General features: G+C 70.4%; 26 protein-coding genes and 1 pseudogene. 10 read left to right on the top strand and 17 right to left on the bottom strand.

Annotated features, from left to right (window positions below):
- Positions 1-4: 4 nt before the first annotated feature.
- A pseudogene (locus tag NAG42_RS00670) lies at positions 5-1,271 on the bottom strand (M50 family metallopeptidase).
- Complete coding sequence (gene dxr, locus NAG42_RS00675; protein ID WP_438872333.1) at positions 1,271-2,470, bottom strand: 1-deoxy-D-xylulose-5-phosphate reductoisomerase; 1,200 nt, start codon at positions 2,468-2,470, stop codon at positions 1,271-1,273. Before dxr ends, NAG42_RS00670 begins: the two are co-directional and overlap by 1 nt.
- A gap of 91 nt (positions 2,471-2,561) precedes the next feature.
- Here dxr and NAG42_RS00680 point away from each other — a divergent pair, with 91 nt between their 5' ends.
- Both NAG42_RS00680 and NAG42_RS00685 read left to right on the top strand, forming a co-directional pair.
- Positions 2,562-3,389 (top strand): YhjD/YihY/BrkB family envelope integrity protein, encoded by an 828-nt coding sequence (locus NAG42_RS00680; protein WP_250027245.1) that lies wholly within the window; start codon positions 2,562-2,564, stop codon positions 3,387-3,389.
- Positions 3,390-3,454: 65 nt separating this feature from the next.
- Positions 3,455-5,050, top strand: coding sequence for a phytoene desaturase family protein (locus NAG42_RS00685; protein WP_250027246.1), 1,596 nt, complete (start codon positions 3,455-3,457; stop codon positions 5,048-5,050).
- A gap of 184 nt (positions 5,051-5,234) precedes the next feature.
- On the opposite strand, the gene NAG42_RS00690 is transcribed toward NAG42_RS00685, so the two are convergent.
- On the bottom strand, positions 5,235-6,785 hold the full coding sequence (locus NAG42_RS00690) for a Rieske 2Fe-2S domain-containing protein (protein ID WP_250027247.1): 1,551 nt from the start codon (positions 6,783-6,785) through the stop codon (positions 5,235-5,237).
- Positions 6,786-6,912: 127 nt separating this feature from the next.
- Here NAG42_RS00690 and NAG42_RS00695 point away from each other — a divergent pair, with 127 nt between their 5' ends.
- Positions 6,913-7,146: a DUF2631 domain-containing protein gene (locus NAG42_RS00695; RefSeq protein WP_250027248.1), complete on the top strand. Its 234-nt coding sequence runs from the start codon at positions 6,913-6,915 to the stop codon at positions 7,144-7,146.
- Positions 7,147-7,198: 52 nt separating this feature from the next.
- Here NAG42_RS00695 and NAG42_RS00700 read toward each other — a convergent pair whose 3' ends face one another.
- The 8 genes from NAG42_RS00700 to NAG42_RS00735 form a co-directional block, all read right to left on the bottom strand.
- Positions 7,199-8,389: a DivIVA domain-containing protein gene (locus NAG42_RS00700; protein WP_250027249.1), complete on the bottom strand. Its 1,191-nt coding sequence runs from the start codon at positions 8,387-8,389 to the stop codon at positions 7,199-7,201.
- A gap of 37 nt (positions 8,390-8,426) precedes the next feature.
- Positions 8,427-9,605 (bottom strand): dual-specificity RNA methyltransferase RlmN, encoded by a 1,179-nt coding sequence (gene rlmN, locus NAG42_RS00705; RefSeq protein WP_250027250.1) that lies wholly within the window; start codon positions 9,603-9,605, stop codon positions 8,427-8,429.
- Positions 9,606-9,645: 40 nt separating this feature from the next.
- Positions 9,646-10,632 carry a phosphatidate cytidylyltransferase gene (locus NAG42_RS00710; RefSeq protein WP_250027251.1) on the bottom strand — a complete coding sequence of 329 codons (987 nt, stop codon included), beginning with the start codon at positions 10,630-10,632 and terminating at the stop codon, positions 9,646-9,648.
- Positions 10,632-11,189 (bottom strand): ribosome recycling factor, encoded by a 558-nt coding sequence (frr, locus tag NAG42_RS00715; RefSeq protein ID WP_250027252.1) that lies wholly within the window; start codon positions 11,187-11,189, stop codon positions 10,632-10,634. The genes NAG42_RS00710 and frr overlap by 1 nt, the downstream gene beginning before the upstream one ends.
- A 53-nt stretch (positions 11,190-11,242) precedes the next feature.
- Positions 11,243-12,004: a UMP kinase gene (gene pyrH, locus NAG42_RS00720; RefSeq protein WP_250027253.1), complete on the bottom strand. Its 762-nt coding sequence runs from the start codon at positions 12,002-12,004 to the stop codon at positions 11,243-11,245.
- A 102-nt stretch (positions 12,005-12,106) separates the two neighbouring features.
- Positions 12,107-12,937 (bottom strand): translation elongation factor Ts, encoded by an 831-nt coding sequence (tsf, locus tag NAG42_RS00725; protein WP_250027254.1) that lies wholly within the window; start codon positions 12,935-12,937, stop codon positions 12,107-12,109.
- Between the two features lie 32 nt (positions 12,938-12,969).
- Positions 12,970-13,944, bottom strand: a complete 975-nt coding sequence (gene rpsB, locus NAG42_RS00730; RefSeq protein WP_250027255.1) for a 30S ribosomal protein S2 — start codon at positions 13,942-13,944, stop codon at positions 12,970-12,972.
- 210 nt (positions 13,945-14,154) lie between these two features.
- Positions 14,155-14,787 carry a hypothetical protein gene (locus NAG42_RS00735; RefSeq protein ID WP_250027256.1) on the bottom strand — a complete coding sequence of 211 codons (633 nt, stop codon included), beginning with the start codon at positions 14,785-14,787 and terminating at the stop codon, positions 14,155-14,157.
- Between the two features lie 156 nt (positions 14,788-14,943).
- Between NAG42_RS00735 and NAG42_RS00740 the strand changes: the two genes are divergently transcribed.
- Genes NAG42_RS00740 through NAG42_RS00750 form a run of 3 tightly spaced genes read left to right on the top strand, consistent with a single transcriptional unit; the run spans position 14,944 to position 18,001 of the window.
- On the top strand, positions 14,944-15,303 hold the full coding sequence (locus NAG42_RS00740) for a YraN family protein (protein ID WP_250027257.1): 360 nt from the start codon (positions 14,944-14,946) through the stop codon (positions 15,301-15,303).
- A gap of 12 nt (positions 15,304-15,315) precedes the next feature.
- Positions 15,316-16,842 carry a YifB family Mg chelatase-like AAA ATPase gene (locus NAG42_RS00745; RefSeq protein WP_250027258.1) on the top strand — a complete coding sequence of 509 codons (1,527 nt, stop codon included), beginning with the start codon at positions 15,316-15,318 and terminating at the stop codon, positions 16,840-16,842.
- Positions 16,832-18,001 (top strand): DNA-processing protein DprA, encoded by a 1,170-nt coding sequence (locus tag NAG42_RS00750; protein WP_250027259.1) that lies wholly within the window; start codon positions 16,832-16,834, stop codon positions 17,999-18,001. Before NAG42_RS00745 ends, NAG42_RS00750 begins: the two co-directional genes overlap by 11 nt.
- A gap of 72 nt (positions 18,002-18,073) precedes the next feature.
- Here NAG42_RS00750 and NAG42_RS00755 read toward each other — a convergent pair whose 3' ends face one another.
- Complete coding sequence (locus NAG42_RS00755; protein ID WP_215784742.1) at positions 18,074-18,259, bottom strand: DNA-binding protein; 186 nt, start codon at positions 18,257-18,259, stop codon at positions 18,074-18,076.
- 777 nt (positions 18,260-19,036) lie between these two features.
- Here NAG42_RS00755 and NAG42_RS00760 point away from each other — a divergent pair.
- Complete coding sequence (locus NAG42_RS00760; RefSeq protein WP_250027260.1) at positions 19,037-19,363, top strand: hypothetical protein; 327 nt, start codon at positions 19,037-19,039, stop codon at positions 19,361-19,363.
- A 256-nt stretch (positions 19,364-19,619) separates the two neighbouring features.
- On the top strand, positions 19,620-20,024 hold the full coding sequence (locus NAG42_RS00765; protein WP_097318771.1) for a winged helix-turn-helix domain-containing protein: 405 nt from the start codon (positions 19,620-19,622) through the stop codon (positions 20,022-20,024).
- Positions 20,025-20,039: 15 nt separating this feature from the next.
- On the opposite strand, the gene NAG42_RS00770 is transcribed toward NAG42_RS00765, so the two are convergent.
- Positions 20,040-20,534 carry a DUF6636 domain-containing protein gene (locus NAG42_RS00770; RefSeq protein WP_250027261.1) on the bottom strand — a complete coding sequence of 165 codons (495 nt, stop codon included), beginning with the start codon at positions 20,532-20,534 and terminating at the stop codon, positions 20,040-20,042.
- Positions 20,535-20,626: 92 nt separating this feature from the next.
- Here NAG42_RS00770 and NAG42_RS00775 point away from each other — a divergent pair, with 92 nt between their 5' ends.
- Together NAG42_RS00775 and NAG42_RS00780 are read left to right on the top strand one after the other, a co-directional pair.
- Positions 20,627-21,559, top strand: a complete 933-nt coding sequence (locus NAG42_RS00775; RefSeq protein WP_250027262.1) for a tyrosine recombinase XerC — start codon at positions 20,627-20,629, stop codon at positions 21,557-21,559.
- Between the two features lie 17 nt (positions 21,560-21,576).
- A complete protein-coding gene (locus tag NAG42_RS00780) occupies positions 21,577-22,764 on the top strand; it encodes an aminotransferase class V-fold PLP-dependent enzyme (RefSeq protein ID WP_250027263.1) in 1,188 nt (395 codons plus the stop codon).
- Here the strand turns inward: NAG42_RS00780 and NAG42_RS00785 are convergent.
- From NAG42_RS00785 to NAG42_RS00800, 4 genes are read right to left on the bottom strand one after another with little or no spacing between them, the layout of a single operon-like run.
- Entirely contained in the window at positions 22,752-23,198 is a 447-nt protein-coding gene (locus NAG42_RS00785; RefSeq protein WP_250027264.1) for a M23 family metallopeptidase, read from the bottom strand. The two genes, NAG42_RS00780 and NAG42_RS00785, sit on opposite strands and share 13 nt — an antisense overlap.
- A gap of 57 nt (positions 23,199-23,255) precedes the next feature.
- A complete protein-coding gene (locus NAG42_RS00790; RefSeq protein ID WP_067505225.1) occupies positions 23,256-23,579 on the bottom strand; it encodes a DUF2469 domain-containing protein in 324 nt (107 codons plus the stop codon).
- A complete protein-coding gene (locus tag NAG42_RS00795) occupies positions 23,576-24,427 on the bottom strand; it encodes a ribonuclease HII (protein ID WP_250027265.1) in 852 nt (283 codons plus the stop codon). Before NAG42_RS00795 ends, NAG42_RS00790 begins: the two co-directional genes overlap by 4 nt.
- Complete coding sequence (locus NAG42_RS00800) at positions 24,427-24,873, bottom strand: NUDIX hydrolase (RefSeq protein WP_250027266.1); 447 nt, start codon at positions 24,871-24,873, stop codon at positions 24,427-24,429. The genes NAG42_RS00795 and NAG42_RS00800 overlap by 1 nt, the downstream gene beginning before the upstream one ends.
- Positions 24,874-24,889 lie beyond the last annotated feature (16 nt).

Genomic DNA, 24,889 nt, shown 5'->3' on the forward strand with positions numbered 1-24,889 from the left:
TGCATCACCTGTTGAAGATCGTGATCGGGTTGATGATATCGGCGGTGGCGGTCAGCAAGGTGAACACACCACCGATCAAGATGACTGCGTAGGTGACAGGGCATCAGCTTGTAGTAGTCGACGCGGCCCGGGTCGGGCCGGCGCATCCGGGCGTACAGCCACGACCGCACCCGTTCGTACCAGGCGATCGCGATGTGGCCGCCGTCCAGCGGGAGCAGCGGCAGCAGGTTGAAGATGCCGATGAAGACGTTGAGCGAGATGAAGACGTTGAGGAACAGCTCGGGCACGCCGTACTGGAAGGCCTCGCCACCCAGGCGGCTGGCGCCGATCACGCTGATCGGGGTGTCGGGGTCGCGCTCGCTGCCGGTGATCGAGTGCCACAGCGCCGGGATCTTGTCGGGGATCCGCTTCAGGGCCGAGAACGTGTTCTTGAACAGGAACCAGCCGTAGTCGGCGGTCGCCGGGAACGCCTCGGCCGCGTTGTACTTGATCTGGGTCGGCAGGCTCTGGACGTCCCAGCCGAGACCACCCACCGAGACCGTGCTCGTCGGGCCGTCCTCGTCGGTGATCGGCTTGCGCTGGGCGGCGATCAGGTTGACCTCGGCCGTGCCGGCGACGCCGTCGCGCTCGTAGCGGAACGGGACCTGGCCGGCCGGGAGGGTCCGGACGATCTCGGTGAGCTGACCGTACGTGGTGATCTGCCGGTCGCCGACCTGGGTGATCAGGTCACCGTCGCGCAGACCGGCCGCATATGCCGGGCCGGCGACCCCGCCGTTCTGCCCGACCACGCAATCCTGCTGAGCGGTCGGGATCTCGATCCAGGTGCACTCGCTGACCGTGATGACCGGCTTTTCCTTGGCCTGGTCGGCATTCGTCTGCGGGTAGGCCGTGTTGGGCAGGCCGATCGAGATGGCGACGAACCAGGCGGCCACCGCGGCCAGCAGGAAGTGGGTGATCGAGCCGGCCGACATGACGACCGTGCGTTTCCACACCGGGAACCGCCACATGGCGCGGGGCTGGTCCTCCGGGGCGACGTCGTCGTCCTGGGGCGTCATGCCGACGATCTTGCAGAAGCCACCGAGCGGGATGAGCTTGAGACCGTACTCGGTCTCGCCGCGGTGGAACGAGAAGATCGTCGGGCCGAAGCCGACGAAGTACTTCGTGACCTTCATGCCGAAGCGCTTGGCCGTGATCATGTGGCCCAGCTCGTGCAGACTCACCGAGATCAGGATGGCCAGCGCGAACGCGGCGAATCCCAGCCAGTAGTACATCAAGCTCCCTTAGCCGCGATAGCGATCAACTGCTGCGCCTGGGCACGCGCCCACGACTCGGCGGCGAGCACTTCCTCGACGGTACTCGGCTCGGCAAAACCGGGGGCCGCGTCGAGGACCCGCTCCAACGTGTCGACGATGCCCAGAAAAGGTAGCCGACCGGCGACGAACGCGGCCACACACTCCTCGTTCGCGGCGTTGTAGATCGCCGGGAGGCAGTGGCCTGTCCGACCCGCGTGCTTGGCCAGGCGGACGGCCGGGAAGGCCTCGTCGTCCAGCGGCCGCAGCTCCCAGTTGTGCGCCTCCCGCCAGTCGACGCCGGCGGCAGCCCCCGGCACCCGCTCGGGCCAGGCCAGCGCGAGCGCGATCGGCAGGCGCATGTCGGGCGGGCTGGCCTGGGCCAGCGTGGAACCGTCGGTGAACTCGACCATCGAGTGCAGCACCGACTGCGGGTGCACCATCACCTCGATGTCGTCGTAGGGCACGGCGAACAACTCGTGCGCCTCGATCACCTCGAGCCCCTTGTTGACCATCGTGGCCGTGTTGATCGTGACGACCGGGCCCATGTCCCACGTCGGGTGCTTGAGCGCGTCCTCCGGTGTGACGTCGGTCAGCTCGGAGCGGCGACGGCCGCGGAACGCTCCCCCGCTGGCGGTCAGCACGAGCCGGCGCACCTCGCCGGCCGAGCCGCCGCGCAGGCACTGGGCGAGCGCGGAGTGCTCGGAGTCGACCGGGACGATCTGACCCGCCCGGGCGATGCGGCGCACCAGCGGGCCCCCGGCGACCAGGGACTCCTTGTTGGCCAGGGCGAGGACGCGGCCCTCCTCGAGCGCGGCCAGCGTGGGGGCGAGACCCAGGCTGCCGACCACGCCGTTGAGCACCACGTCACACGGCTGCCGCGCGAGCTCGGTCATCGCGTCGGGCCCGGCCACGATCTTGGGCAGCTTGAAGTCACCGGTCGCCCACCCGCGGCGCTGGGCCTCGGCATAGAAGGCGAGCTGCAGATCCTGCACCACCGACGAGCGGGCCACGCCCACCACGTCGACCGCCAGCTCGAGCGCCTGGGCGGCGAGGAGCTCGACGTTGCCCCCGCCCGCGCCGAGCGCCACCACCCGGAACTGCTCCGGGTTGCGCCGCACGATGTCGAGGGCCTGAGTGCCGATGGATCCGGTCGAACCGAGCAGTACTAGGTCGCGCATGCCGCCCATCCTCCCGGATCGTCGCCATCGCCCGGCGGCGGCCTGTGGACAGGCGGTATTCGATCTGTGGACAAGTGGGTAAGACGAGGCCATGCCGGGGTGGGTGGCGCGGGCGCGCCGAGTCGTGACTGCGCCGTTCCGGTCGTTGCAGGGGCGAGATCTGGCATTGCACGCGGCCGCGGTGACCTTCTATGCCGGGATCGCGGTGGTGCCGATCGCGCTGCTCGCCATCTGGATCACCGGGTTGATCGCGGGGGCCGACCGGGTGCGGCGGCTGACCGGGCACACCATCGCCGCTCTGCCGGATGCCATCGGCGCGCCCCAGGCGCTGTCGGCCCTGATCGAGGCCGGGTTGCAGCTGACGCCGTTGTTCGCGCTGGCCAGCCTGTTGCCGGCCACCCTTTACGGCGAGGGGCTCCGCCGCGCGTTCGTTTCCTTGCGTACGCCGGGGAACGAGCCCTTGGTCGGCTGGCGCGGGCGCCTGCTGTGGCTCCCGCTGATGGCCGCGGCCCCGGCCCTGCTGCTGGCCATGTTCCTGGCGCTGCCGTCGACGAGCTCGCTCTGGGTACGGGGTGGCTGGTACAGCGTTCTGGGCGTCGTGCTCTCGTTCCTCGCCGCCTGGATCGTGCTCACCCCGGTGGTGATCTGGGTCTACCGCTACGTGGCGCCGGGCCGGCCCCGGTGGCTGTCGACGATCCTGGTGGGGTCGTTCACCGCGGCCAACCTGTCGGGTTTCCTGCACGGCTTCGTGTTGTTCTGCTCGCTGCCGATCAATCTGGGTGCCCCGTTCGGCGGGTTCGACGAGATCGGCGGCACCGTGGCGGTGGGGCTCTGGCTCTATCTCTTCCACGTGATCGTGCTCGCCGGGTACGCCGCCACCCGCAGCGCGAGCGCTTTCCAGACCCGGCGCGAATCTTGAGCTGACCTGCTCACGTACGAACAGTTGAAGAAACTTCACATACCGGCGCGCTACCCTCAGTCGTCATGACCACCCTCCCCGCCCGGTCCGACGTAGTGATCATCGGAGCAGGCCACAACGGCCTCGTCTCCGCCATCCTGCTCGCCCGCGCCGGCCTGAGCGTCGTCGTCCTCGAGGCCACGGACGTGATCGGCGGCGCCGCCCGCACCGAGCACCCGTTCGCCCAGGCGCCCGGCCTCGGCCACTCCACCGGGTCCTATCTGTTGGGGCTGATGCCGCCCGAGCTGCTGCGCACGCTCGACGTGGACCTTCCCGTGCTCCGCCGTGACCCGCACTACTTCCTGCCCACGCCCGGTCCGGCCGGCTCGCCCTACCTGCTCTTCGGGCGCGACCACGCGTCCACCCGGGAGCAGCTCGAGCGCTTCTTCTCGCGCCGCGACCTGATCGCCGACGAGCAGCTCGCGGCCGAGATCGGCGCGCTCCGGGCCGACCTGGCTCCCGCCTGGCTCGAGGAGCCCGGCACGGTCGAGGAGACGGCCGACCGCTACATCCGCCCCCAGCTGCAGAGCACATTCATCGACCTCGTGCGCGGTTCGGTGGCCGACTACCTGGCCCGGTTCGGCTTCAAGAGCGAACTGCTGATGAGCATGTACGCCGTGACCGACGGCCTCTCCGGACTGAACGCCGGCCCCGACGACCCCGGCACGGGTCACAACTTCCTCGCCCACAACATGTGCCGCCTGCCCGGCTCGGACGGCACCTGGATGATCGCCCAGGGCGGCATGGGCACGGTCACCCGGGTCTTCGCCGACACCGCCCGGGCCGCGGGGGCCCAGATCGTGACCGGCGTGCCGGTCTCGTCCGTGACCGTCGACGCGGGCGCGGCCAGTGGTGTCGTCCTGGCCGACGGCCGATCGATCGACGCCCGCGTCGTGCTCGGCTCGTGCGACCCCTACCGGCTGATGGATCTGGTGCCGGAGGGCTCGCTGCCGGCCGAGCTGACGTCGCGGATGGCGGCGGTCAAGCGCACCGGTACGACGTTGAAGCTCAACCTGGCCCTGCGCGGCCTGCCCGAGTTCAGCTGCCTGCCGCCGGGCACCGCGTCCCCGTTCGGCTCGACGATCCACCTGCTCCCCGGCTCGGCCGGTCTGGCCGGCGCGCCCGGCACCGACTCCCCGATGGCGGCGTTGCGTGCCATGTGGGCCGACGTGCAGGCCGGCCGCCTGCCCGCGGAGCCGACCATCGAGTGGTATCTGCACACCACGGTCGACCCCTCGCTGCAGGACGCCGAGGGCCACCACTCGTCCGCGCTCTTCGTGCAGTCGGTGCCCTACGCCCCCGCCGGGTCGTCCTGGGAGGCCGAGCTGCCGGGTTACGTCGACAAGCTGCTCGACATCTGTGAGCGCTACGCGCCCGGGACCCGCGATCTGGTGGTCGACATGATGCCGCTCACGCCACCCGGCATCGAGAGGCACTTCGGCATCACCGGGGGCCACATTCACCACGTCGACAACACGGTCGCCTTCAACGAGCGCATGCCCTACGCCACCGGCCTCGACGGCCTCTACGCGGGCTCCGCGGGCGCCCACCCCGCCGGCAGCGTGATCGGCGCCGCCGGCCACAACGCGGCCCAGCGCATCCTCCGCGACCTCAACGCCTGAGCCCGACAGCCGAACAGCCGCATCCCGTCGGGATGCGGCTGTTTTGTCTTTTCGAGCGCGACCACTCACGCAGGCCGCCCGGGTGGGGTGAGCGCTCTGGACGCGCCAGCGGCCAGCTCGCCCCGCCCGGGCCCTCGGCGGGAGCAGCGATCTGTACCCACCGCCCCGCTACGACATCTCGCCCTTAGTTCTTCTCGGCTCGGATCTTATGACCCACGCTGGTCAGGCACCGCCCGCTCGGGAGGTCGAACTTCCAGCCGTGCAGCTGACAGGTCAGGACGTTGCCGTCGACCACGCCGAACCGGCTGAGATCGGCCTTGAGGTGCGGGCAGCGCCGCTGGACGGTCCAGTCACCGAACTGCGTGTCCTCGGCCTCCACGGCCTTCTCGTGCTCGTCGTACCAGCCCTCGGCATACTGCAGGCGCTCCTCGGAGAGGCACTTGAAGAACGCGTACACGTATTCGTTGTACTGCCCGATGCGGGCGGCGGAGAAGCGGCAGCTCAGGAACAGCGAGTTGACCCAGTCGCCCTCGTCGATGTGGATCAGGTGCTCGATCAGGGCGCGGCCGGTGCGGAAGCGGTAACGCACCTTCTCGTCGTTGTAGGGGCGCACCTGCTTGCCGGGGAAGTCGACCACAATCGACTCGACGACCTTGCCGTCGGTGCCGAACGAGTCGGTCAGGTCGAAGCGGACCGGGCCACCGACGCCCTGAGCCAGGTAGATCGACTCCTCGAGCAGCGGCTCGATGCGCTTCTTGAGCTCGCCGAGCACGTCGATCTCGGGGTGCCGCCAGGACTCCTTCTCGGCGGCGATGACCGGGGCCTTGCGCTCGCGCATCTCCTCGAGGTGCTCGCGCTTGTGGGCGAAGAACTCGTCGACCGGCGTGGGGTGCGTGGTCTCGGCGGACTTCTCGGACAACTCGGTCACGCTGCCCGGAAGGAGGACGATGCCGTTGGTGCCGCCGACCTTCGCGTACTCCTCCATGAACACCGACTGGTCGGGGAAGATGTTGCCCTCGTCACCGAAGATGTCGTTGAACTGCCAGAGCGAGTCGTCGAGGAAGCACGGCGGGCCGGCGATCGGGAAGACGTGGTCGGCCTTCAGGTCGTCGATGTAACGCCAGGTGCGGTCGAACTGGCGGTCGCGTTTCTGCTTGCCGAACGCGGTCTTGGCCGCCTCGGGCAGCTCGTAGACCATCGGATACCAGATCGCGCCGGAGAACTGCAGCATGTGGGCGTGCACGTGGCCGAGGTCGTTGAAGATCTGGAGGTCGGTCGGCCGGGCGTCGTTCTGATTGAGGACGCGGACGCCGTCGTGCTCGACCCAGAGTGACGAGTCGCCGATCGGGCCGTCGGTCGGGCTGATCAGCGCCTGGATCATCACCCGGAGGCCGCCGTCGAGCTCGTGCACCTCGTTCGACTTCGTCTTGAAGAAGCTGGTGAAGCCCAGGTCGCGCAGCTCGTCCTCGAGCTGACTGGTCGGGTACTCCGGGAGGAGCACCGTCGCCTTCTTGCTGATGAAGCTTTTCAGGTGCTCGGCGTCGAAGTGGTCGCGATGCAGATGCGACACGTAGAGGTAGTCGACGTCGCCCAGGGTCTCCCAGTCGAGCAGGGAGTTGTCGGGGAACGGGAACCACGAGGCGAAATACGCCGGATTGACCCACGGGTCGCACAGAATGCTGCCGGCGGCGGTGTCGATCCGCATGCTCGCGTGCCCAGTGCCTGTGATCCGCACCGTTTCACTCCCTCGATCCAAGAACCCGACCGCATCGAAGGTACCGGGTCCGGGTTGGTGGGCCGCGCGCGGAGGCGGCGTGCGAAACTGGACGCGATAAATGGCCCTGGAGAGGAAGGACTGAGGCGTGGCTGCCGATCAAGATCCGGTGTATGCCCCTGACCAGCTCAAGCCGGGCAACCGCAAGCGGGGCCGCAAAGCCGCCATCGTCTGCGCCGTGATCCTGCTGATGTTCTTCTGGGGAAACCACGAGGGCAACACCGAGAACGTCTGGATCATCCTCTTCGTGGTCGGCCTGATCGGCGCGCTCATCGTCGACAGCGTGCTGCGGCGTAACGGGCTGCGACCCGACGACCACTAGCTCCGGAACACGAAAAAGGCCCGCGCGGACGCGGGCCTTTTCCATGTCGTTCTTATCGGCGGCGGGTCAGGATGTCCTTGACCTCACGCAGGGCCGCGTCGACCTCGGCCTCGAAGTAGCCACCCGGCACCAGACCGAACTGCAGCATGTCGAGATCGTTCTCGGGTACCGGCATCGGGCCCCGGCCGGTCATGGCGCCCAGGATGCCCTCGAAGAGCCGGTCGACCTGGGCCGGGTCGTAACCGCTGCCGAAGCGTCGCGGCTGGAACGTGCGCCGCAACTGGTCGACCCGGTAGAGCTCGCCGCCCGGCTCGCCCATCGGCGGGGGCAGCTGGGGCTGCTGCGGCTGGCCACCATACGCACCGGGCGGGCCGCTCATCGGGGCGTTGCCCATCGGCGGGCCGCCCATCGGCGGGCCACTCATCGGCGGGGCGCCGTAACCGCCGCGCGGGTCCTGCTGCTCGCGCTGCGGCATGCGGATCTCGGCGGTCATGTCGGTCTTACCGTGCCGCCCCGCCTCGAAACCGTCGAAGCCGCCGGGCTGCGCGTCGAAGCCACCCGTGTTGTCGAAGCCGCCCGTGTTGTCGTAGCCCTGGTCGTACCCGCGCGCGTCGCGATCGTAGGACGGCGGCGCCGCCGGGCGCTGGGGCAACTGAGGCTGCGCGGGCTGGCCGTAGCCGGTCGGCTCGTCGTAGCGCCCGTAGCCCTCCGACGGCGGCATCTGGCCGCGCTGCGGGGGCTGCTGCTGGAAACGGTCGTCGCGCACCGGTGGGGCCGGCAGACGCTCGGTGGGCGGGGCCATCCGGCCACCCATGCCCTGACCGCCCATGCTCTGGCCGCCCATGCTCTGGCCGCCCATGCTCTGACCCATGCCCTGGCCACCCAGGCCGCCGCTCATCGCCGCGCCCAGGCCTTGCTTGGGGCCGCCGAAGCTGCCGGTGGAGAGACCGCCGCGCAGAGAGTCACGCATCGGGTCGGGGGCGGGCGCGCCCCGGCCGCCACGATCCTCGAGCTCGGCCAGCTGCCGCTCGACCCGGTCGAGGTGGAGGTCGACCTGCCACTCGTCGTAGCCGCCGAAGCGCACGCGGAAGACCACATCGTGCACCTCCTGGGCGCCGACGGGCGGGCCCACCTGCTCACCGGCGAGGGTGGCCTCGACGCGGTCGAGGAAGGTGTCGACCTCGTCGACCTTGTAGCCGCGGCGCAGCGCACGCCGCCGGAAACGCTGCCCCTGACTAGTCACAACGTCTCCCACTCCGCTCGCTGGGACCTGAGCCCAGTCACTGTGCCACCTCCGCTGCGGCGGCGGCGCCCCCAGCGCTCGCCTCCGTGAGCTCGCCCGCAGCCAGCTGGCCGCACGCGCCGTCGATCTCCCGGCCTCGGGTGTCGCGGACCGTCGTCGAAACTCCGGTCTCACGCAGCCGGCGGACGAACTCGCGCTCGACCGGTTTGGGGCTCGCATCCCACTTGCTGCCCGGGGTCGGGTTGAGCGGGATGAGATTCACATGCGCCAGCTTGCCGCGCAGAAGCTTGCCAAGGAGGTCGGCCCGCCAGGGCTGATCGTTGACGTCCCTGATCAGGGCGTACTCGATCGAGATCCGGCGTCCTGTCCGGGCCGCGTATTCGAACGCGGCGTCGAGCACCTCGGCCACCTTCCAGCGCTGGTTGACGGGCACTAGCTCATCGCGCAGATCATCATCGGGGGCATGCAGGGACAACGCAAGGGTCACGTTGAGGTCTTCGGCCGCCAACCGGCGCATCGCGGGCACGAGACCCACGGTGGAGACCGTGATGTGCCGTTGCGAAAGTCCGAGGCCCTCGGGCGCCGGGGCGGTGAGCCGGCGCACAGCCTCGATCACCCGGGGATAGTTGGCCAGCGGCTCGCCCATGCCCATGAAGACGACGCGGGACAGCCGCGGCGGTGACCCGGTGACCGCACCGCTCGCCGCCACCCCGGCCAGATAGACCACCTGGTCGACGATCTCGGCGATCGAGAGGTTGCGGGTCAGGCCCTGCTGACCGGTGGCACAGAACGGGCAGGCCATGCCGCAGCCGGCCTGGCTCGACACACACGCCGTCACCCGGTCGGGGTAGCCCATCAGGACACTTTCCACCAGCGCGCCGTCGTGCAGCCGCCACAGCGCCTTGCGGGTCGCGCCGTCGTCGCAAGCCAGCTCGCGGACCGGGGTGAGCAGCGTGGGCAGCAGGTCACCGGTGAGCCGGGCGCGCGCGGCGGCCGGCAGGTCAGTCATCTCGTCGATGTCGCGGACGAGCCGGCCGAAGTAGTGGGTGGAGAGCTGCTTGGCCCGGAACGCGGGCTCGCCGAGCGCGGTCACGGCCGCCTTGCGGGCCTCGAGATCGAGGTCGGCGAGGTGGCGCGGGGGCATCGACGGGCGGCGCCGGGTGGCTACTGCGTCGGGCTGGTCGGGGCTGGTCGGGATGACCGGAAGAATCGTCATGGCACAACCAGTCTCGCACGCTCGGCCGAGTACGTGCCGGTCACGTGTTCGCGCCGATCAGCGCGAAGAGCAGGTACGCGGTGGGAACGGCGAACAGGATGGAGTCGAGGCGGTCCATCAGGCCACCGTGACCGGGCAGCAGATTGCTCATGTCCTTGAGACCGAGGTCACGCTTGAGCATCGACTCGGCCAGGTCACCGGCCACCGCCACCACCGAGATGAGCGCGCCGAAGAGCAGGCCCCAGTAGAAGGGGATCTCCAGCAGGAAGTGGAGCAGCAGGGCGCTGCCGATGGCCGCCGAGAGCAGCGAGCCGGCGAACCCCTCCCAGGTCTTGCCGGGACTGATCGAGGGGGCCATCTTGTGCTTGCCGAAGAAGACGCCGACCGCGTAGCCGCCGGTGTCGGAAAGCACAACGGCCAGCAGCGTGCAGAGGACCCGCCAGCGGCCGTCCTCGCCCGCGTCGGGCAGTTGCAGCAGCACGCCGAAGCTGAGCAGGAACGGTACGTAGATCGCGATCATGACGCTGGCCACCAGGTCGCGACGGAACGCGGCCGCGCCGTCGGCGATGCGCCAGATCACCGCGGCGGCGATCGTCACCAGCAGCCCCAGCAGCAGCGCGTCGGGGCCGTCGTGCCAGGCCAGGCCCACCATCAGCAGGGAGCCGGCGATCAGCGGGATCAGCGGGGCGTCGGCGCCCGCGGCGCGCAGGGCGCGGACCATCTCGTAGACGCCGACGGCCGAGGCGACCGCGATCACCCCGAGGAACGCGTCGGGCCAGATGACCAGCGAGCCCAGGACGACCAGCACCAGGCCGACACCGACGCCGATGGCGGCGGGAAGGTTGCGGCCGGCCCGGCCGCCGGCGCGTCGTTTGCCCGGTTTCTGCTCGGTCGTGGGGGTCGGGGTGGGGGTGGGGGTGGGAACCAGGGGAAGCTGGCTCGTCTGGGCGTCCTCGCCCGCGTGCCAGGCCGGCACGCCTGTGTCGTCGCCGGCGCTCCGCCCGGCACGCGGATCGAGGTAGGACATCAGACTTCGAGCAGCTCGGCTTCCTTGTGCTTGACGAGCTCGTCGACGACGGACACGTACTTGTGCGTCGTGTCGTCGAGCTCTTTCTCGGCGCGGCGGCCGTCGTCCTCGCCGGCCTCGCCGTCCTTGACCAGACGGTCGAGCTGCTCCTTGGCCTTGCGGCGGACGTTGCGGATGGCCACCCGGCCCTCCTCCGCCTTGCCGCGCGCCACCTTGATCATCTCTCGGCGGCGCTCCTCGGTCATCTGCGGCAGGTGGATGCGCAGCTGGGTGCCCTCGTTGTTGGGGTTGACCCCGAGGTCCGAGTCGCGGATCGCCCGCTCGATGGGACCGAGCTGGGTCGCGTCGTAGGGCTTCACGATGACCATGCGCGGCTCCGGGACGCCGACCGAGGCCATCTGCGTCACCGGCGTGGGCGCGCCGTAGTAGTCCACCAGGATCTTGGAGAACATGGCGGGAGTGGCTCGGCCCGTACGGATCGCGGCGAACTCCTCCTTGGCGTGCTCGACCGCGCTCTCCATCTTTTCTTCGGCCTCGAAGAGGGTCTCGTCGATCACCGGCTCTTCTCGCCTCCTTGCTTTCTTCGGTGGTGCGGGGACGGTTGGGGAGATCAGGCGGTGATCAGAGTGCCGATCTTCTCGCCGCTGACCGCGCGGACGATGGTGTCGTCGCCCTGAGCGCCGAAGACCAGCATGGGCAGGTTGTTCTCCTCACAGAGGCTGAAGGCGGCCTGATCGGCCACCCGCAGACCCTGCTGGATCACGTCCTGGAAAGTGATGCGGTCGAGCTTCTTGGCATCGGGGTCGATGCGCGGGTCGGCGGTGTAGACGCCGTCGACACCGTTCTTGCTCATCAGCACGACGTCCGCGTGGATCTCGAGGGCGCGCTGGGCGGTGACGGTGTCGGTGGAGAAATACGGCATGCCGGCGCCGGCGCCGAAGATGACGGCGCGCCCCTTCTCGAGGTGGCGGATGGCCCGCAGCGGGATGTAGGGCTCGGCGACCTGGGCCATCGTGATGGCGGTCTGCACGCGGGTCTCGATGCCCTCCTTCTCCAGGAAGTCCTGGAGGGCCAGGCCGTTCATGACCGTGCCGAGCATGCCCATGTAGTCGGCGCGGTTGCGGTCCATGCCGCGTTTCTGCAGCTCGGCGCCGCGGAAGAAGTTGCCGCCGCCGACGACCACGGCGACCTGGATGCCGCGACGGATCACGGTGGCGATCTGCCGGGCGATGCCCTGCACGATGTCGGGGTCCACACCGACCGCGCCGCCGCCGAACACCTCGCCGGAAAGCTTCAGGACGACCCGCCTGGGCCGCGTGGACGGCGAGGTCGGATCGTCAACCGGGACTGCCTGCTCGGTCACCATCGTCATGAGACCCGCCTTCCCTTCCATGCTCAGCAGAGACCTTATGGGAGAAGGAGGCCGGACGCAGAATCGCGTACCCGGCCTCCCCTGCCTCCAACGGCGGCCCGGTTACTCCTGGCCGACCTCGAACCGGACGAAGCGGGTGATGTTGACCCCGGCCTCCGTCGCGATCTGCTTCACGGTCTTCTTGTTGTCGAGGACCGAGGACTGCTCGAGCAGGACGTAGTCCTTGAAGAAGGAGTTCACCCGGCCCTCAACGATCTTGGGCAGAGCCTTTTCGGGCTTGCCCTCCTCCTTGGCCGTCTCCTCGGCGATGCGGCGCTCCGACTCGACAACGTCGGCCGGCACCTCGTCGCGGGTGAGGTAACGCGGACGCATGGCGGCGATCTGCATGCCGATGCTGCGGGCGTCGTCCTCGCCGGCCTCGTCGCTCTTGCCCTCGTACTGCACGAGGACGCCGACCTGCGGCGGCAGGTCCTGCGCCTTGCGGTGCAGGTAGACCGCGACGGTGCCGTCGACGATCACGAAGCGGTTCAGGACGATCTTCTCGCCGATCTTGGCCGAGTACTCCTGAATCGTGTCGGCGACCGTCTTGCCGTCGGGCAGCGTGGCCTCCAGCAGAGCGGCGGCGTCGGCGATCTTGTTCTGCTCGCCGAGCTCGACCAGCTGCTGACCCAGCGCGACGAAGTCGGGGGTCTTGGCCACGAAGTCGGTCTCGCAGTTGAGTTCGAGCAGCGCGTTGCCGGAGTGGCTCACGATGCCGTTGGCCGCGGTGCGGCCGGCACGCTTGCCGACGTCCTTGGCGCCCTTGATGCGCAGGAACTCGACAGCCTTGTCGAAGTCGCCGTCCGCCTCGTCCAGCGCCTTCTTGCAGTCCATCATGCCGGCACCGGTCAGGTCGCGGAGCTTCTTGACGTCCGCGGCGGTGTAGTTAGCCATGACTCTCTCTCGATGTCAGCTTCGTCGGAGAATTACTCGGCGGGAGCCGCGGCGGCCGGCACGGGCTCGGCCTCGGGGGCCGCGGCGGCCGGAGCCTCAGCAGCCGGAGCCTCAGCGGCGGGCGCCTCGGCAGCGGGAGCCTCAGCGGCCGGAGCCTCGGCAGCGGGAGCCTCGGTGGCCGTAGCCTCAGCGGCAGGCGCCTCGGCGGCCTTCTTCTCGGCGCCCTCGTACAGGTCGCGCTCCCACTCGGGCAGCGGCTCGCCGGCGGCGACGGTGCCCGGCTCGGGCTTCTCGTCGGCGCCGCCACGGCCACGGCCGGAACGGGCGATCAGACCATCGGCGACGGCGGCGGCGATGACCTTGGTCAGCAGCTCGGCCGAGCGGATCGCGTCGTCGTTGCCCGGGATCGGGAAGTCGACCTCGTCCGGGTCACAGTTGGTGTCCAGCACCGCGATGACCGGGATGCCCAGCTTACGGGCCTCGTCGACCGCGATGTGCTCCTTCTTGGTGTCCACGACCCAGATCGCCGACGGCGTCCTGGTCATGTCCCGGAGGCCACCGAGGGTCTTGGTGAGCTTGGTCTTCTCGCGGTAGAGCTGCAGGGTCTCCTTCTTGGTGTACCCGGCGGCGGTGCCGGTCAGGTCACCCAGAGCCTCGAGCTCCTTCATGCGCTGCAGCCGCTTGTAGACGGTCTGGAAGTTGGTGAGCATGCCGCCCAGCCAACGGTGGTTCACGTACGGCTGGCCGACCCGCGTCGCCTGCTCGGCGATGGCCTCCTGCGCCTGCTTCTTGGTACCGACGAAGAGGATGTGGCCACCCTCGGCGACGGTGTCCCGCACGTAGGCGTACGCCTTCTCGATGTACTCGAGCGTCTGGCGCAGGTCGATGATGTAGATGCCGTTACGCTCGGTGAAGATGAAGCGCTTCATCTTCGGGTTCCAGCGCCGGGTCTGGTGCCCGAAGTGGACACCGCTCTCCAGCAGCTGACGCATGGTCACGACGGCCATGGTGGGTTACTCCCTGTGGTCCCTGGTTGTCACGCTCGCCGGCGGCAAGCGTCCTGGTGCCCGGTCGGCGGCCACGGTCGGACCCGAGTTGATCGAGACCAGGGAGGGCCGTCGCTGCAGGCCTGTGAAGGACCTGACAGAGGGCACGCGAGGTCGACCGCACTGGGCGGTCGCCATCAACCAGCATACGCCAAGCTTCGCCGACGAGTTTCAGGCGACTGCCAGGCCGGCCGCGACCAGCAGAATCAGGCCCGCCGGGAGGTACGCGACCGGTGGGCGCAGCCAGGCCTCACGAGCGATCGGACCGCCGCGGGCCACCGCGAACAAGCCGATGCCGGTGAGAGTGAAGCCGAGGGTGAGCAGGACCGCGGGGACGATGCCGCGGGCGGTCGGGTCGCCGGTGAAGGTGGCGTCAACCAGCAGCCGGACGACCGGGATCATCAGGACGACCATGACGATCGCGACGATGAACGACGTGACCGGACGACGGGTCTGATAGACGCTTTCCTTGCGCTCGCGGTCGGGAATCACCGGCGGGACCAGCGCGGTCGGCTCGGCCATGGGTGGCGGTACGGCGTCGCTGGTGGGCCGGATCGTCGGGTACTCGGGACCGCGTACCGGGACGCGCACGTCGGACTCGGGCGCACGGGCGTGGCTGCCGGCCGTGGTGACCGGGCGCTGCTCCGGGAGCCGGAAGGCACCGCTGGGCCGCTCATGGATGCCCGAGTCGTAGGGGTTGGCCGGGATCGAGCCCGACACCTCCGACTCGAGTGAACGGGAGTACTGGCCCTGCCCGGCATACCAACTGGGCTCGGCGTCATCGGCGTAACGGCGTCCTTCCACGATCTCGAAACTTAGGTGACGGCGGACACGGACGCCACCGCAGGACCCATAACACACCTGGACGGTGACAGAGCGGCTTTCCACAATCGCGCTCCGTCCACAGATCTGGCGACCGGCCGGGTGCGCGGCTCGTCCGGGCGGGCCAGGTTGTCCGGCATGACGACGCAAAGGCGGGCGGTAGGGGCGTACGGCGAACGAGTCGCGGCCCAGCACCTCCAGGAGCACGGCCTGGTGATCCTCGACCGGAACTGGCGCTGCTCCGACGGTGAGGTCGACCTCGTGCTGCGGGACGGCTCCGACATCGTGTTCTGCGAGGTGAAGACCCGGCGTGGCGACGCGTTCGGGTCGCCGGCCGCGGCGGTCACCTATCGCAAGGTGTGCAAGCTGCGGCAACTCGCGCTCCGCTGGATCGCCGAGACAGGCATCCGGCCGCGGGGGATCCGCTTCGACGTGGTCGAGGTCCTGATGCCCGCCCACGGCGCCGGTCAGGTCACCCACATCCGCGCGGCGTTCTGACCCGGGGTTGCGATGAGCTACGCGCGCGTCCTCTGTGTGGGTCTGCTCGGCATGACCGGGCACGTCGTCGAGGTCGAGGCCGACCTCTCCCCCGGCCTGCCCGCTGTCGTGCTGACCGGTCTGCCCGACACGGCTCTCCACGAGGCTCGCGACCGGGTGCGGGCGGCCGTGGTCAACTCCGGCCAGACCTGGCCCAACCGCCGGATCACGGTCAACCTGCTGCCCGCCGCGCTGCCCAAGCAAGGCAGCGGCTTCGACGTCGCCATCGCCGTGGCGATGATGATCAGCGCCGGCGAGTTGCCCCGGGGCGTGCTCGACGGGGTGGCGATCCTGGGCGAGCTCGGCCTCGACGGGGCTGTGCGCCCGGTGCGCGGGGTGCTGCCGATGGTGGCCGCGGCGGCCGGCGCGGGCGTGCGCCGGGTGATCGTGCCGCTGGGCAACGCGCGTGAGGCCACCGTCGTGCCCGGAGTGACCGTGGGAGCCGTCGACAGCCTGCGCCGGCTTGTCGACTTCGTCCGCAACGGCGGCGAGCTGCTGGAGCCGCCGCCGGCCGACCCCGCTCCACCGCCGGCCGGCCCCGACCTGGCCGACGTCGCGGGGCAGGAGATGGGACGGTACGGCCTGGAGGTCGCCGCCGCCGGCGGGCACCACCTGGCCCTGTTCGGCGCGCCCGGTGCCGGGAAGACGATGCTGGCCGAGCGCCTGCCGTCGATCCTGCCCGAGCTCGACGACGCCGCGGCGCTCGAGGTGACGGCCCTGCAGTCGATCGCCGGCGTCCTTCCACAAGATGGGCATCTGGTGCGCCGGCCGCCCTACCAGGCACCTCATCACACCGCCTCGCCCGCGGCGATCGTCGGCGGCGGCAGTGGACTGGCCCGGCCCGGCGCGCTCTCGCTCGCCCATCGGGGCGTGTTGTTCCTCGACGAGGCGGCCGAATTCCCGTCGGCGACGCTGCAGGCGTTGCGGCAGCCGCTGGAGAAGGGCCGGGTCGTGCTGGCCCGGGCGCGCGGCACGACCGAGTTCCCGGCCCGGGTCCAACTGGTGCTGGCGGCCAACCCGTGTCCGTGCGCCAGCCCGGCCGGCGATCAGCACTGCACCTGCGCGCCGGGCGTCCGGCGGCGCTACCTGGCCAAGTTGTCGGGTCCGCTGATCGACCGCATCGACATCCGGCTCACGCTCGCGCCGCTGAGCGCCGCCCAGCTGACGACGGCCACCACCGGGGCGACCTCGTCGGCCGAGGTCGCGGCGCGGGTGGCCGCCGCGCGGGTGGCCGCCGCCCGGCGTTGGGCCGAGGACGGGTGGCGGGTCAACGCCGACGTGCCGGGGCCCGTCCTGCGCCGGGCGCCGTGGCGGCTGCCCGCGCCCGACACGGCCGACCTGCGCGAGTCCCTCGACAAGGGGCTGCTGTCGGCCCGCGGATTCGACCGGGTTCTGCGCTTGGCCTGGACCATCGCGGATCTCGACGGCCGGGATCGCCCGGGGCGGTCCGAGGTCAGTGAGGCCATCCAGCTGCGAATGGGAGAGAGCCATGCCCTCTGACGACGAGGACCGCGCGGCCCGGGTCGCGCTCACCTGGCTGGCCGAGCCGGGCAACCGAGGCGTGTGGTCGCTGGTCGAACAGGACGGGGCGGCGGCGACCCTGACCCGGCTCCTCAGCGGCGACGTGCCCGACGGATCGCTGCGGACCGCGGCCAAGGCCCGATCGGCCGGCCTCGACCCGCGCCGGCTGGCCGAGGTGACGATGCAGCGGGCGGAGCGGCTGGGGGCGCGCATCGTTGTGCCCGCCGACCAGGAGTGGCCGATGCGGGTGGCTTCGCTGGCGACGCTCTCGCTCGAGGCGGCCGGGCGGGTCAACGAGGACGTGCGGCCGCCGCTGTGCTTCTGGGTGCGCGGCGACTGGCCGCTGGGTGAGGTCCTGGAGCGCTCGGTCTCGGTCGTGGGGGCGCGGGCCGCGTCCGGCTATGGCGTGCACGTGGCGAACGAGATCGCTTATGGCCTCGCGTCGCACGACTGGACGGTCGTGTCCGGGGGTGCGTTCGGTATCGACGCCGCGGCGCATCGGGCGGCCCTGGCGGCGGGTGGGCGGACGGTGGCCGTTCTGGCCGGCGGGGTCGACCGGCCCTACCCGGTGGGGAATTCCGCAATGTTCGAGCGGATCGCCGAGACGGGCCTGCTGGTCAGCGAGTGGCCGCCGGGAAGCGTGCCGCTGAGGCATCGATTCCTGATCCGTAACCGGGTGATCGCGGCGGCCACCGCGGGGACCGTTCTGGTCGAGGCCGCGGCGCGCAGCGGGGCACTTCAGACGATGGGCCGGGTGCTGGCGCTGGGCCGGCCCGCGATGGTCGTGCCCGGGCCGATCACCTCGGCCATGTCGGTGGGATGCCACGAGCTGCTGCGTGAGCGGCCGGACGCGACCCTGGTCACCGGGCTGGCCCACGTGCTGGAGGCGGTGGGCCGCATCGGGGAGTACCAGAGCGACCCGGCTCGCGGGCCGGAGCACCGGCGGGACGGCCTCGACGAGGAGTCGGCGCTGGTGCTGGAGGCGGTGCCCCGGCGGGGCACGGCGACCCCGGAGGAGTTGGCCGTCAAGGCGGGGCTGGCCCTGCGGATCGTGTTGCGGCGGCTGTCCCTGTTGGAGCTGGCCGGCCTGATCGAACGCCGGGACACCGGCGTGGCCCTCGTGCGGAAGCCGCGGTGACGCGTCATGGGCAGCATGAAGGAGGGCGCCTCGCGGTCGCCCGTGGTGCCGCGCTGCTCAGCGCCGCGCCTGTCAGTCCTCGGAGTCGTCCAGGTCACGACGGTGCACTTTCATCCACGCCTCGACGTCGTCGGTCGCCCACACCTTGCCCTGCGCGAGGTCGGCGACCGGCTTGGGGAAGTCGGCGCGGCTGGTGATCTGGTACGCACGCTGCCGGCTCACCCCACCCAGACGGATGCGGATCTCGTGCGCCCCCATGAGCCTGATCGGTTTCGCTGCCACATGATCGACCGTAGGCGTGAGACTATTAGTCAATCATCAAGTTGATAGGAGACAGGTAGTCGTATGTCATCTACAGTGTGCTCATGACTAGGCGTCGCCCGACTACCTCGCTCGTCCCCGTGGGACCCCGCCACCGACGTGCGTGGCGGTCGTTCTGGCGCCGCTGCAGCTGCGGGCTGACCGCTCCGTGCGTCGACGCCCTCGTCCCCGCCACACCCCTCCCCTTTCCTCCTCGGGGCGCCGCTCCCTTCCCCGGGTGCGCCGCCCCCTCTCCTGAGTGCGCCGCCCGCTCTCCCCAGCGCGCCGGCCGCCGACCGGGCCTTTCCCCGCCCTCACCAGCCCCCGTGACGGAAAGGAGGTACAGCCAGGACGAGACCCCCATGAGATCGGGCAGAACAGGGAGCGATCCCACCTTCCTGTCACGCTGTCCGCCCGGCGGCTCCCACTCTCCCGTGTGGAGACCCCAGAAGCCGCCGGGCGGCAGTCCGGGCCCCCTCGCCGCACCTCACGACCCGGCGTCAGCGGTGCCGGGTCTTTGCCGGCCCGAATGCAACGGGGGCGGCCGCCGCCGATGGGACTGCGGCGGCGGCCGTGCCACTCATGCGCCGGCCGGCCGAACGCCGCACGGCGAGCACGACGACATCTCGGTCCGCGTCGGGCCCTCTCCTTGAACGAGAGGTCACGAGGACAGGTCGGGCATCAGTTGGAGGCGGCTGACGCCCGAACCACCGGGCATCATCTGGGGGAACCGACATGACCAACAACGAGTTGCTGGACCACTTGAACGACCGGCCCAGCTGGGATTGCGTGGCGTGTGGACAACCGTGGCCCTGCGCCACGGCACAGGACAGACTGGTCGAGGAGTTCCAAGCGTTTCCGTCGGTGCTGACGATCTATATGACTGCTCAGATGTACGACGCCCTGAGCGATCTGATCTCTCAGGGCCGGATAGCGCCGGCTGACCTCTTCGAACGATTTCTGGCGTGGGCTCGACGGGCTGCCGTGCATCCGGACGGCGCCGAACGCTTCGACCTGGACACCATCTCGACGGTCGAGCCGAAGCGAGCGGTGACCCGCTGAACCGGGCGAACGCCGCCACTTTCCCGGCGGTCTGCGCCTGTCTCGACGGGAACGTGTCCGCTGCAGCAAGCGGAAGAACGGGCGACGGCTGCACCGTGCGCCGAGGCGCTCTGGGGCACCTCGTAGTGCGGCTTGACCGCCGCCCGTTCTGCCGCCCGATCGAGTCTCAGCCTTCTCAGTGCGGCAGAATTATCATACCTACATGGCTTCGTACGTACAATCCGATGGAGCATCGTGGTCACGTAGACTGGGTGGCATGATCGATCCCTCGGCGGACCGGGCAGTCTTCCGCCAGCTGGCTGACCTGTTGCGCAACCAGATCGAGTCGGGCGAGCTCGGCCCCGGCGAGCCCCTGCCCAGCGAGCTGCGCCTCGCACAGGAATATGGGATCAGCCGCACCACCGTCCGCCAGGCGATCGGCCAGCTCCGCACCGAGGGGCTGGTGACTGTCGACCGGCCGCGAGGCACCTTCGTCCGCGTGCCCGAGCCGACCGAGCTCATCACCCTGGCCCGTGGCGAACGCGCCGGCGCGCGCATGCCCACCGACGCCGAGCGCCGCAAATACCGGCTCGGCGAGGGCGTCCCGGTGCTCGTGGTGACCGCCACCGACGGCACCGAGACAGTCCACCCGGCCGACCGCGTGCAGCTCACCCGCCCATAGGGCGCCGAGTGTGCGTCAGAAAAGGGTGTAGCGAGACGAGGCAAGGCTGAAGCCGTGGCCGGTCTTCTCGTCCTTGCACGTCAGCCCGGCGTCCGAACTGTCGCAGCGGACGCTTCCGGCCCGCATGGCCTCGCCGTACGCCAGGGTGGTGTCCGATGTGCCCACCAGAGTGTCACCCGCGCAGGTGAAGATGGCTTTGCCGCCGGTGACCACCAGGCCGTTGCCCCAGTCGAGCTCGCAGTCGGCCGGCTTGGCCGGCGGCTTCCACGACTTGCGCACGATGTCGCACCGCACCTCCGACGGCGTCAGCGCGCAGGCGATGTTCTGCGAGGGGGTGCGAAACATCGCCTCGTCGACCACCGTCGCTTCGACCGGCGCGGGTTCGGGCCCGCCGAATCCGGCCTTGGCCGAGGGCACGGTCGAAGTCTTCGCCACGACCGGGCCGTCGTCGGACGGGGTACAGCCGGAGAGCGCGCCCAGCAGGGCCAGGGCCAGGAGGCCGCGGATCATCGGTGCCATGGTGAGCCGCAGTCTAGGAAGGTTTCGCAAGACGCGCGCGTGGCCGCTTGACGATCACCGGAGAAACGAAGACCGTCGACCCGATGGGTACCCGGGAACTGCACGAAGGGCTGCCGCCGGCGCTGCGCGAGGCGGTCGACGAGTTCGGCCATCACCTGGCCCGGGTCGACAACCGGTCGGTGCAGACGATTCGGGGCTACGTCGGTGATGTCATCTCGCTGCTCGACCACGCCGCCGACACGGGCGTGAGCACGCTCGCCGAGGTCGACCTGGTGCTGCTGCGCGGCTGGCTGGCCGCGCGCATGCGGCAGGGCGCGGCCCGCACCTCCCAGGCCCGGCGGGCTGCGGCCGCGCGCGCCTTCACCGGATGGGCCTTTCGCACCGGCCGCATCCCCTCCGACCCGGGCGCGCATCTCTCCAGTCCGAAGCCCCACCGCGGCCTGCCCACCGTGCTGCGCGCCGATCAGGCCGCTTCCCTGGTCGAGAGCCCCGAGGCGGTCGGTGCCGACGAGCCGGAAGGGGTTCGTGACCGCGCCGTCCTGGAGCTGCTCTACGCCACCGGTGTGCGGGTCAGCGAGCTCTGCGGCCTCGACCGGGCCGACCTGGACGAGGCGCGCCGGGTCGTGCGCGTCTTCGGCAAAGGAGCCAAGGAGCGGGCCGTGCCCTACGGCCTGCCCGCCCAGCGCGCGCTCGACGCCTGGCTCCGCCACGGTCGTCCGCACTTCGCCGCCGAGGCCAGCGGTGACGCGCTCTTCCTCGGGGTCAAGGGCGGCCGCCTGCAGCAGACGGTCGTGCGCCGCATCGTGGACGGCGCCGCGCGCGCCGCAGGACTGCCGCACACCAAGCCGCACGACCTGCGCCACTCGGCGGCCACCCACCTGCTCGACGGCGGCGCCGATCTGCGAGCGGTGCAGGATCTGCTGGGGCATGCCTCGTTGTCGAGCACGCAGATCTACACCCACGTGTCCACCGAGCGGCTCCGGGCGGCCTTCAAACAAGCGCACCCCCGCGCCTGAGACCGTACGATCGGAATGTGAGCGCCCCCGAACCGCCTGTGCCCCTTCCCGGCGCCCGCCTCCTGTTCTCGATCGATCCCGGCGTGTCCTATCTCAACCACGGTGCCTTCGGCGCCGTGCCGATCGGTGTGCAGCGCGCCCAGCAGCGCCTGCGCGACGAGATCGAGTCGAACCCGCTGCGCTTCTTTGCCCAGGGCCTACGCGACCGCGTCATCCACACCCGACGCCACCTAGCCTCTTTCCTGGGCGCCGACCCCGAGCTCAGCGCCCTCGTGCCCAACACCACGACCGCCACCTCCCTGGTGCTCAACTCGGTGAAGCTCGAGTCGGCCGACGAGGTGCTGCTCACCGATCACAGCTACGGCTCGGTGGCGATGGCGGCCCGCCGCCGCTGCCACCGATCGGGGGCGACCGTGCGGACCGTCGCGCTGCCGATGCCCGCCTCGGACAGCGAGCTGGTCAGCCGGATGCGCTCCGCACTGCGCCCGGGACGCACCAAGCTGCTGATCATCGACCAGCTCTCGTCGGCCACGGCGATGGCCTTCCCGGTCCGCGAGATCGTCGCGGCCGCCCATGAGCACGACATCCCGGTGCTGGTCGACGCGGCGCACGTCCCCGGCATGCTGCCCGTCGACGTGGCCTCGATCAAGGCCGATTTCTGGGTCGGCAACCTGCACAAGTGGGCCTTTGCCCCGCGCGGCACGGCGCTGATCTCGGTCTCCCCCGAGTGGCGGCGCAAAATCGAGCCGCTGGTCGTCTCGTGGGATCAGGAGCAGGGTTTTCCGCACGCCGTGGAGTCTCAGGGCACGCTCGACTACACCCCCTGGCTCGCCGCCCCGGCCGGCCTCTTCACGTTGCGGTCGCTGGGCTGGGAGCAGGTGCGGACCCACAACGCCGCGCTCGCCGCTTACGGCCAGCGGGTGGTGGCCGAGGCGCTGGGCGTGCCGGCCGGCGAGCTGCCCCGGCCGTCCGTCCCCGACGTCGCGATGCGCATCGTGCCGCTGCCGGCCGGACTGGCCACCACGATGCCCGAGGCGCACGCGCTGCGCGAGCACATCGCGGGCAAGCTGGCCGTCGAGACCGCGGTGAACGCGTGGGGCGGCCGCGGCCTGCTCCGGCTCAGCGCCCAGGTCTACAACCGGCCGGAGGAATACGACCGGCTGGCCGAGCACCTGCCCCAGCTCCTCCACGACTACCGCGCCTGATCGACCGGCAGCAGCCGCACCCGCCCGAGCCCGAGCAGCAGGAGCGGGTCGAAGTAGAGCTGCCCTTGCCGTAGCCCCCAGTGCAGACAGGCGGCCTGTGCACAGCCGACGTGACCCGCCTCGAGCCGCCCGAGCGGATCGCCGCGCACGACAACCGCTCCCACCCGGACCGAAGCGGTCACCGGCTCATAGGTGGTGCGTAGCCCACCGGCATGCCCGACAGTGACGACTCCCCGACCGGCGACCGGGCCCGCGAAGAGAACCGTGCCGGCGCCGGCCGACCGGATGACGGCCGACGGGGATGCGGCGATGTCGACCCCGCGATGACCCGGGAGCCACCGCTGGGCCGGCGGGTCGAAGGGCCGGACGACGGCCGGCGGCGCCACGGGCCACCCGAACGATGCGACAACCAACAGGATCAGCAGACGAAGCATGCCGACCAACCTGCCGGACCGGACCCGCGAAAAACGGGCCTGTGGAAAACTACGGCATCAACCGCCGAAGCCGGGCTCGTCGGGCAGCGAGATGTCGGGCTTCTCGAGCTCCTCGACGTTGACGTCCTTGAAGGTCATCACCCGCACGTTCTTGACGAACCGAGCCGGCCGATACATGTCCCAGACCCAGGCGTCGTGCATCTCGACCTCGAAATACACCTCGCCGTCGGAGTTACGCACGTGCAGGTCGACCTGGTTGGCCAGGTAGAACCGGCGCTCCGTCTCCACCACGTAGGAGAACTGTCGGACGATGTCGCGGTACTCCCGGTAGAGCTGCAGCTCCATCTCGGTCTCGTACTTCTCGAGATCCTCTGCGCTCATCGCTTCTCGCCCTCCATGGCCTCATCTTCCCCCACCGACGGCGACGGCTGAGGCTGGTCGTCCGACGCCACGCCGACGGTACTCCCAGGGGTCTCCGGTAGCACCACAGACGCGGTGGCGGATGCATCAAACAGTACTGGTTGGGCCGCCTCGGGTGACACACGCGGCACCGGTCGGCGAGCCCGTGGCGGACGGTTGCCGCGCCCGGAGGCGGCGGCCACGTTCACGTACGAGAACCGGTGCTCGGCGCACGGCCCGTGCTGCTTCAACGCGGCGCTGTGCTCGTCGGTGATGTAGCCCTTGTGCACGGCGAACCCGTAGGCCGGGAACTGCCCGTCCATCTCCACCATGATGCGGTCCCGGGTCACCTTGGCCAGCACGCTCGCGGCGGCCACACAGGCAGCCACCCGGTCGCCTTTCCACACGGCGAGCCCGGGCGTGCCCAGGCCGTCGACCGGGAAGCCGTCGGTCAGCACGTAATCGGGGCGGGTGGTCAACGACGCCAGGGCGCGGCGCATCGCCGCCAGGTTGCAGACGTGCAGCCCGCGCGCGTCGACCTCGGTGGCCGGGACGATCACCACCGACCACGCCAGCGCCCGCGCGACGACCTGCTCGTAGACGCGCTCGCGAGCGGCCGGGGTGAGCAACTTGGAGTCGGCCAGCTCGTCGATCTCGCCGCGCTTGCCCTCGGGCAGCACGGCGGCGGCGGCCACCAGCGGCCCGGCGCAGGCGCCGCGACCGGCCTCGTCGGCGCCGGCCACCTGGGTGAAGCCACGGCGCTGCAGGGCCCGTTCGAGGGCATAGAGGCCGCCTTCACGGCGGACCACGGTGCGGGGTGGGGCCAGCATCAGGACATCCGCCGCAACAGGCCGGGAAGCTCGGCCGGGAAGACGGACTCGGCCGAGGCCTCGATCTCGTCGGCCGACCACCACCGGTGCGCGGTGATGGTCGCCTTCTCCTCGTCGTCCATGCCGGCGAAGTCGACCTGCCAGCCGGGGACGCGCAGGAGGAAGAAATCCTGCTCCTGGCTGTATTGCCGGCCGCCGTAGCTGAACTCGGTGGTCTGGTGCCAGTAGGGTTCGCCCAGCAGTCCGGGGTCGACCTGAAGGCCGACCTCCTCGAAGAGCTCGCGGGCGGCGCCCTGCGCGGGCGACTCATCGGCCTCGAGCCCGCCACCGGGGGTGAACCACCAGCTGGTGCCGGGACGGGCCGGGTCGCCGCCATACAGCAGCAGCGCCCGTCCGGCCGGGTCGACCAGCAGCACACGGGCGGCGCGGCGTTCGACAACGGTCACGCGAGCAAGCCTATTG

This window comes from Paractinoplanes maris (assembly GCF_023544465.1).
GTDB lineage: Bacteria > Actinomycetota > Actinomycetes > Mycobacteriales > Micromonosporaceae > Actinoplanes > Actinoplanes maris.

Coding starts and splice junctions, on each gene's coding strand:
- dxr (WP_438872333.1), bottom strand. CDS start 2,470: ATGCGCGACCTAGTACTGCTCGGTTCGACCGGATCCATCGGCACTCAG.
- NAG42_RS00680 (WP_250027245.1), top strand. CDS start 2,562: ATGCCGGGGTGGGTGGCGCGGGCGCGCCGAGTCGTGACTGCGCCGTTC.
- NAG42_RS00685 (WP_250027246.1), top strand. CDS start 3,455: ATGACCACCCTCCCCGCCCGGTCCGACGTAGTGATCATCGGAGCAGGC.
- rlmN (WP_250027250.1), bottom strand. CDS start 9,605: ATGACGATTCTTCCGGTCATCCCGACCAGCCCCGACCAGCCCGACGCA.
- NAG42_RS00710 (WP_250027251.1), bottom strand. CDS start 10,632: ATGTCCTACCTCGATCCGCGTGCCGGGCGGAGCGCCGGCGACGACACA.
- pyrH (WP_250027253.1), bottom strand. CDS start 12,004: ATGACGATGGTGACCGAGCAGGCAGTCCCGGTTGACGATCCGACCTCG.
- tsf (WP_250027254.1), bottom strand. CDS start 12,937: ATGGCTAACTACACCGCCGCGGACGTCAAGAAGCTCCGCGACCTGACC.
- rpsB (WP_250027255.1), bottom strand. CDS start 13,944: ATGGCCGTCGTGACCATGCGTCAGCTGCTGGAGAGCGGTGTCCACTTC.
- NAG42_RS00740 (WP_250027257.1), top strand. CDS start 14,944: ATGACGACGCAAAGGCGGGCGGTAGGGGCGTACGGCGAACGAGTCGCG.
- NAG42_RS00745 (WP_250027258.1), top strand. CDS start 15,316: ATGAGCTACGCGCGCGTCCTCTGTGTGGGTCTGCTCGGCATGACCGGG.
- NAG42_RS00750 (WP_250027259.1), top strand. CDS start 16,832: ATGCCCTCTGACGACGAGGACCGCGCGGCCCGGGTCGCGCTCACCTGG.
- NAG42_RS00755 (WP_215784742.1), bottom strand. CDS start 18,259: ATGGGGGCGCACGAGATCCGCATCCGTCTGGGTGGGGTGAGCCGGCAG.
- NAG42_RS00760 (WP_250027260.1), top strand. CDS start 19,037: ATGACCAACAACGAGTTGCTGGACCACTTGAACGACCGGCCCAGCTGG.
- NAG42_RS00765 (WP_097318771.1), top strand. CDS start 19,620: ATGATCGATCCCTCGGCGGACCGGGCAGTCTTCCGCCAGCTGGCTGAC.
- NAG42_RS00770 (WP_250027261.1), bottom strand. CDS start 20,534: ATGATCCGCGGCCTCCTGGCCCTGGCCCTGCTGGGCGCGCTCTCCGGC.
- NAG42_RS00775 (WP_250027262.1), top strand. CDS start 20,627: ATGGGTACCCGGGAACTGCACGAAGGGCTGCCGCCGGCGCTGCGCGAG.
- NAG42_RS00785 (WP_250027264.1), bottom strand. CDS start 23,198: ATGCTTCGTCTGCTGATCCTGTTGGTTGTCGCATCGTTCGGGTGGCCC.
- NAG42_RS00790 (WP_067505225.1), bottom strand. CDS start 23,579: ATGAGCGCAGAGGATCTCGAGAAGTACGAGACCGAGATGGAGCTGCAG.
- NAG42_RS00795 (WP_250027265.1), bottom strand. CDS start 24,427: ATGCTGGCCCCACCCCGCACCGTGGTCCGCCGTGAAGGCGGCCTCTAT.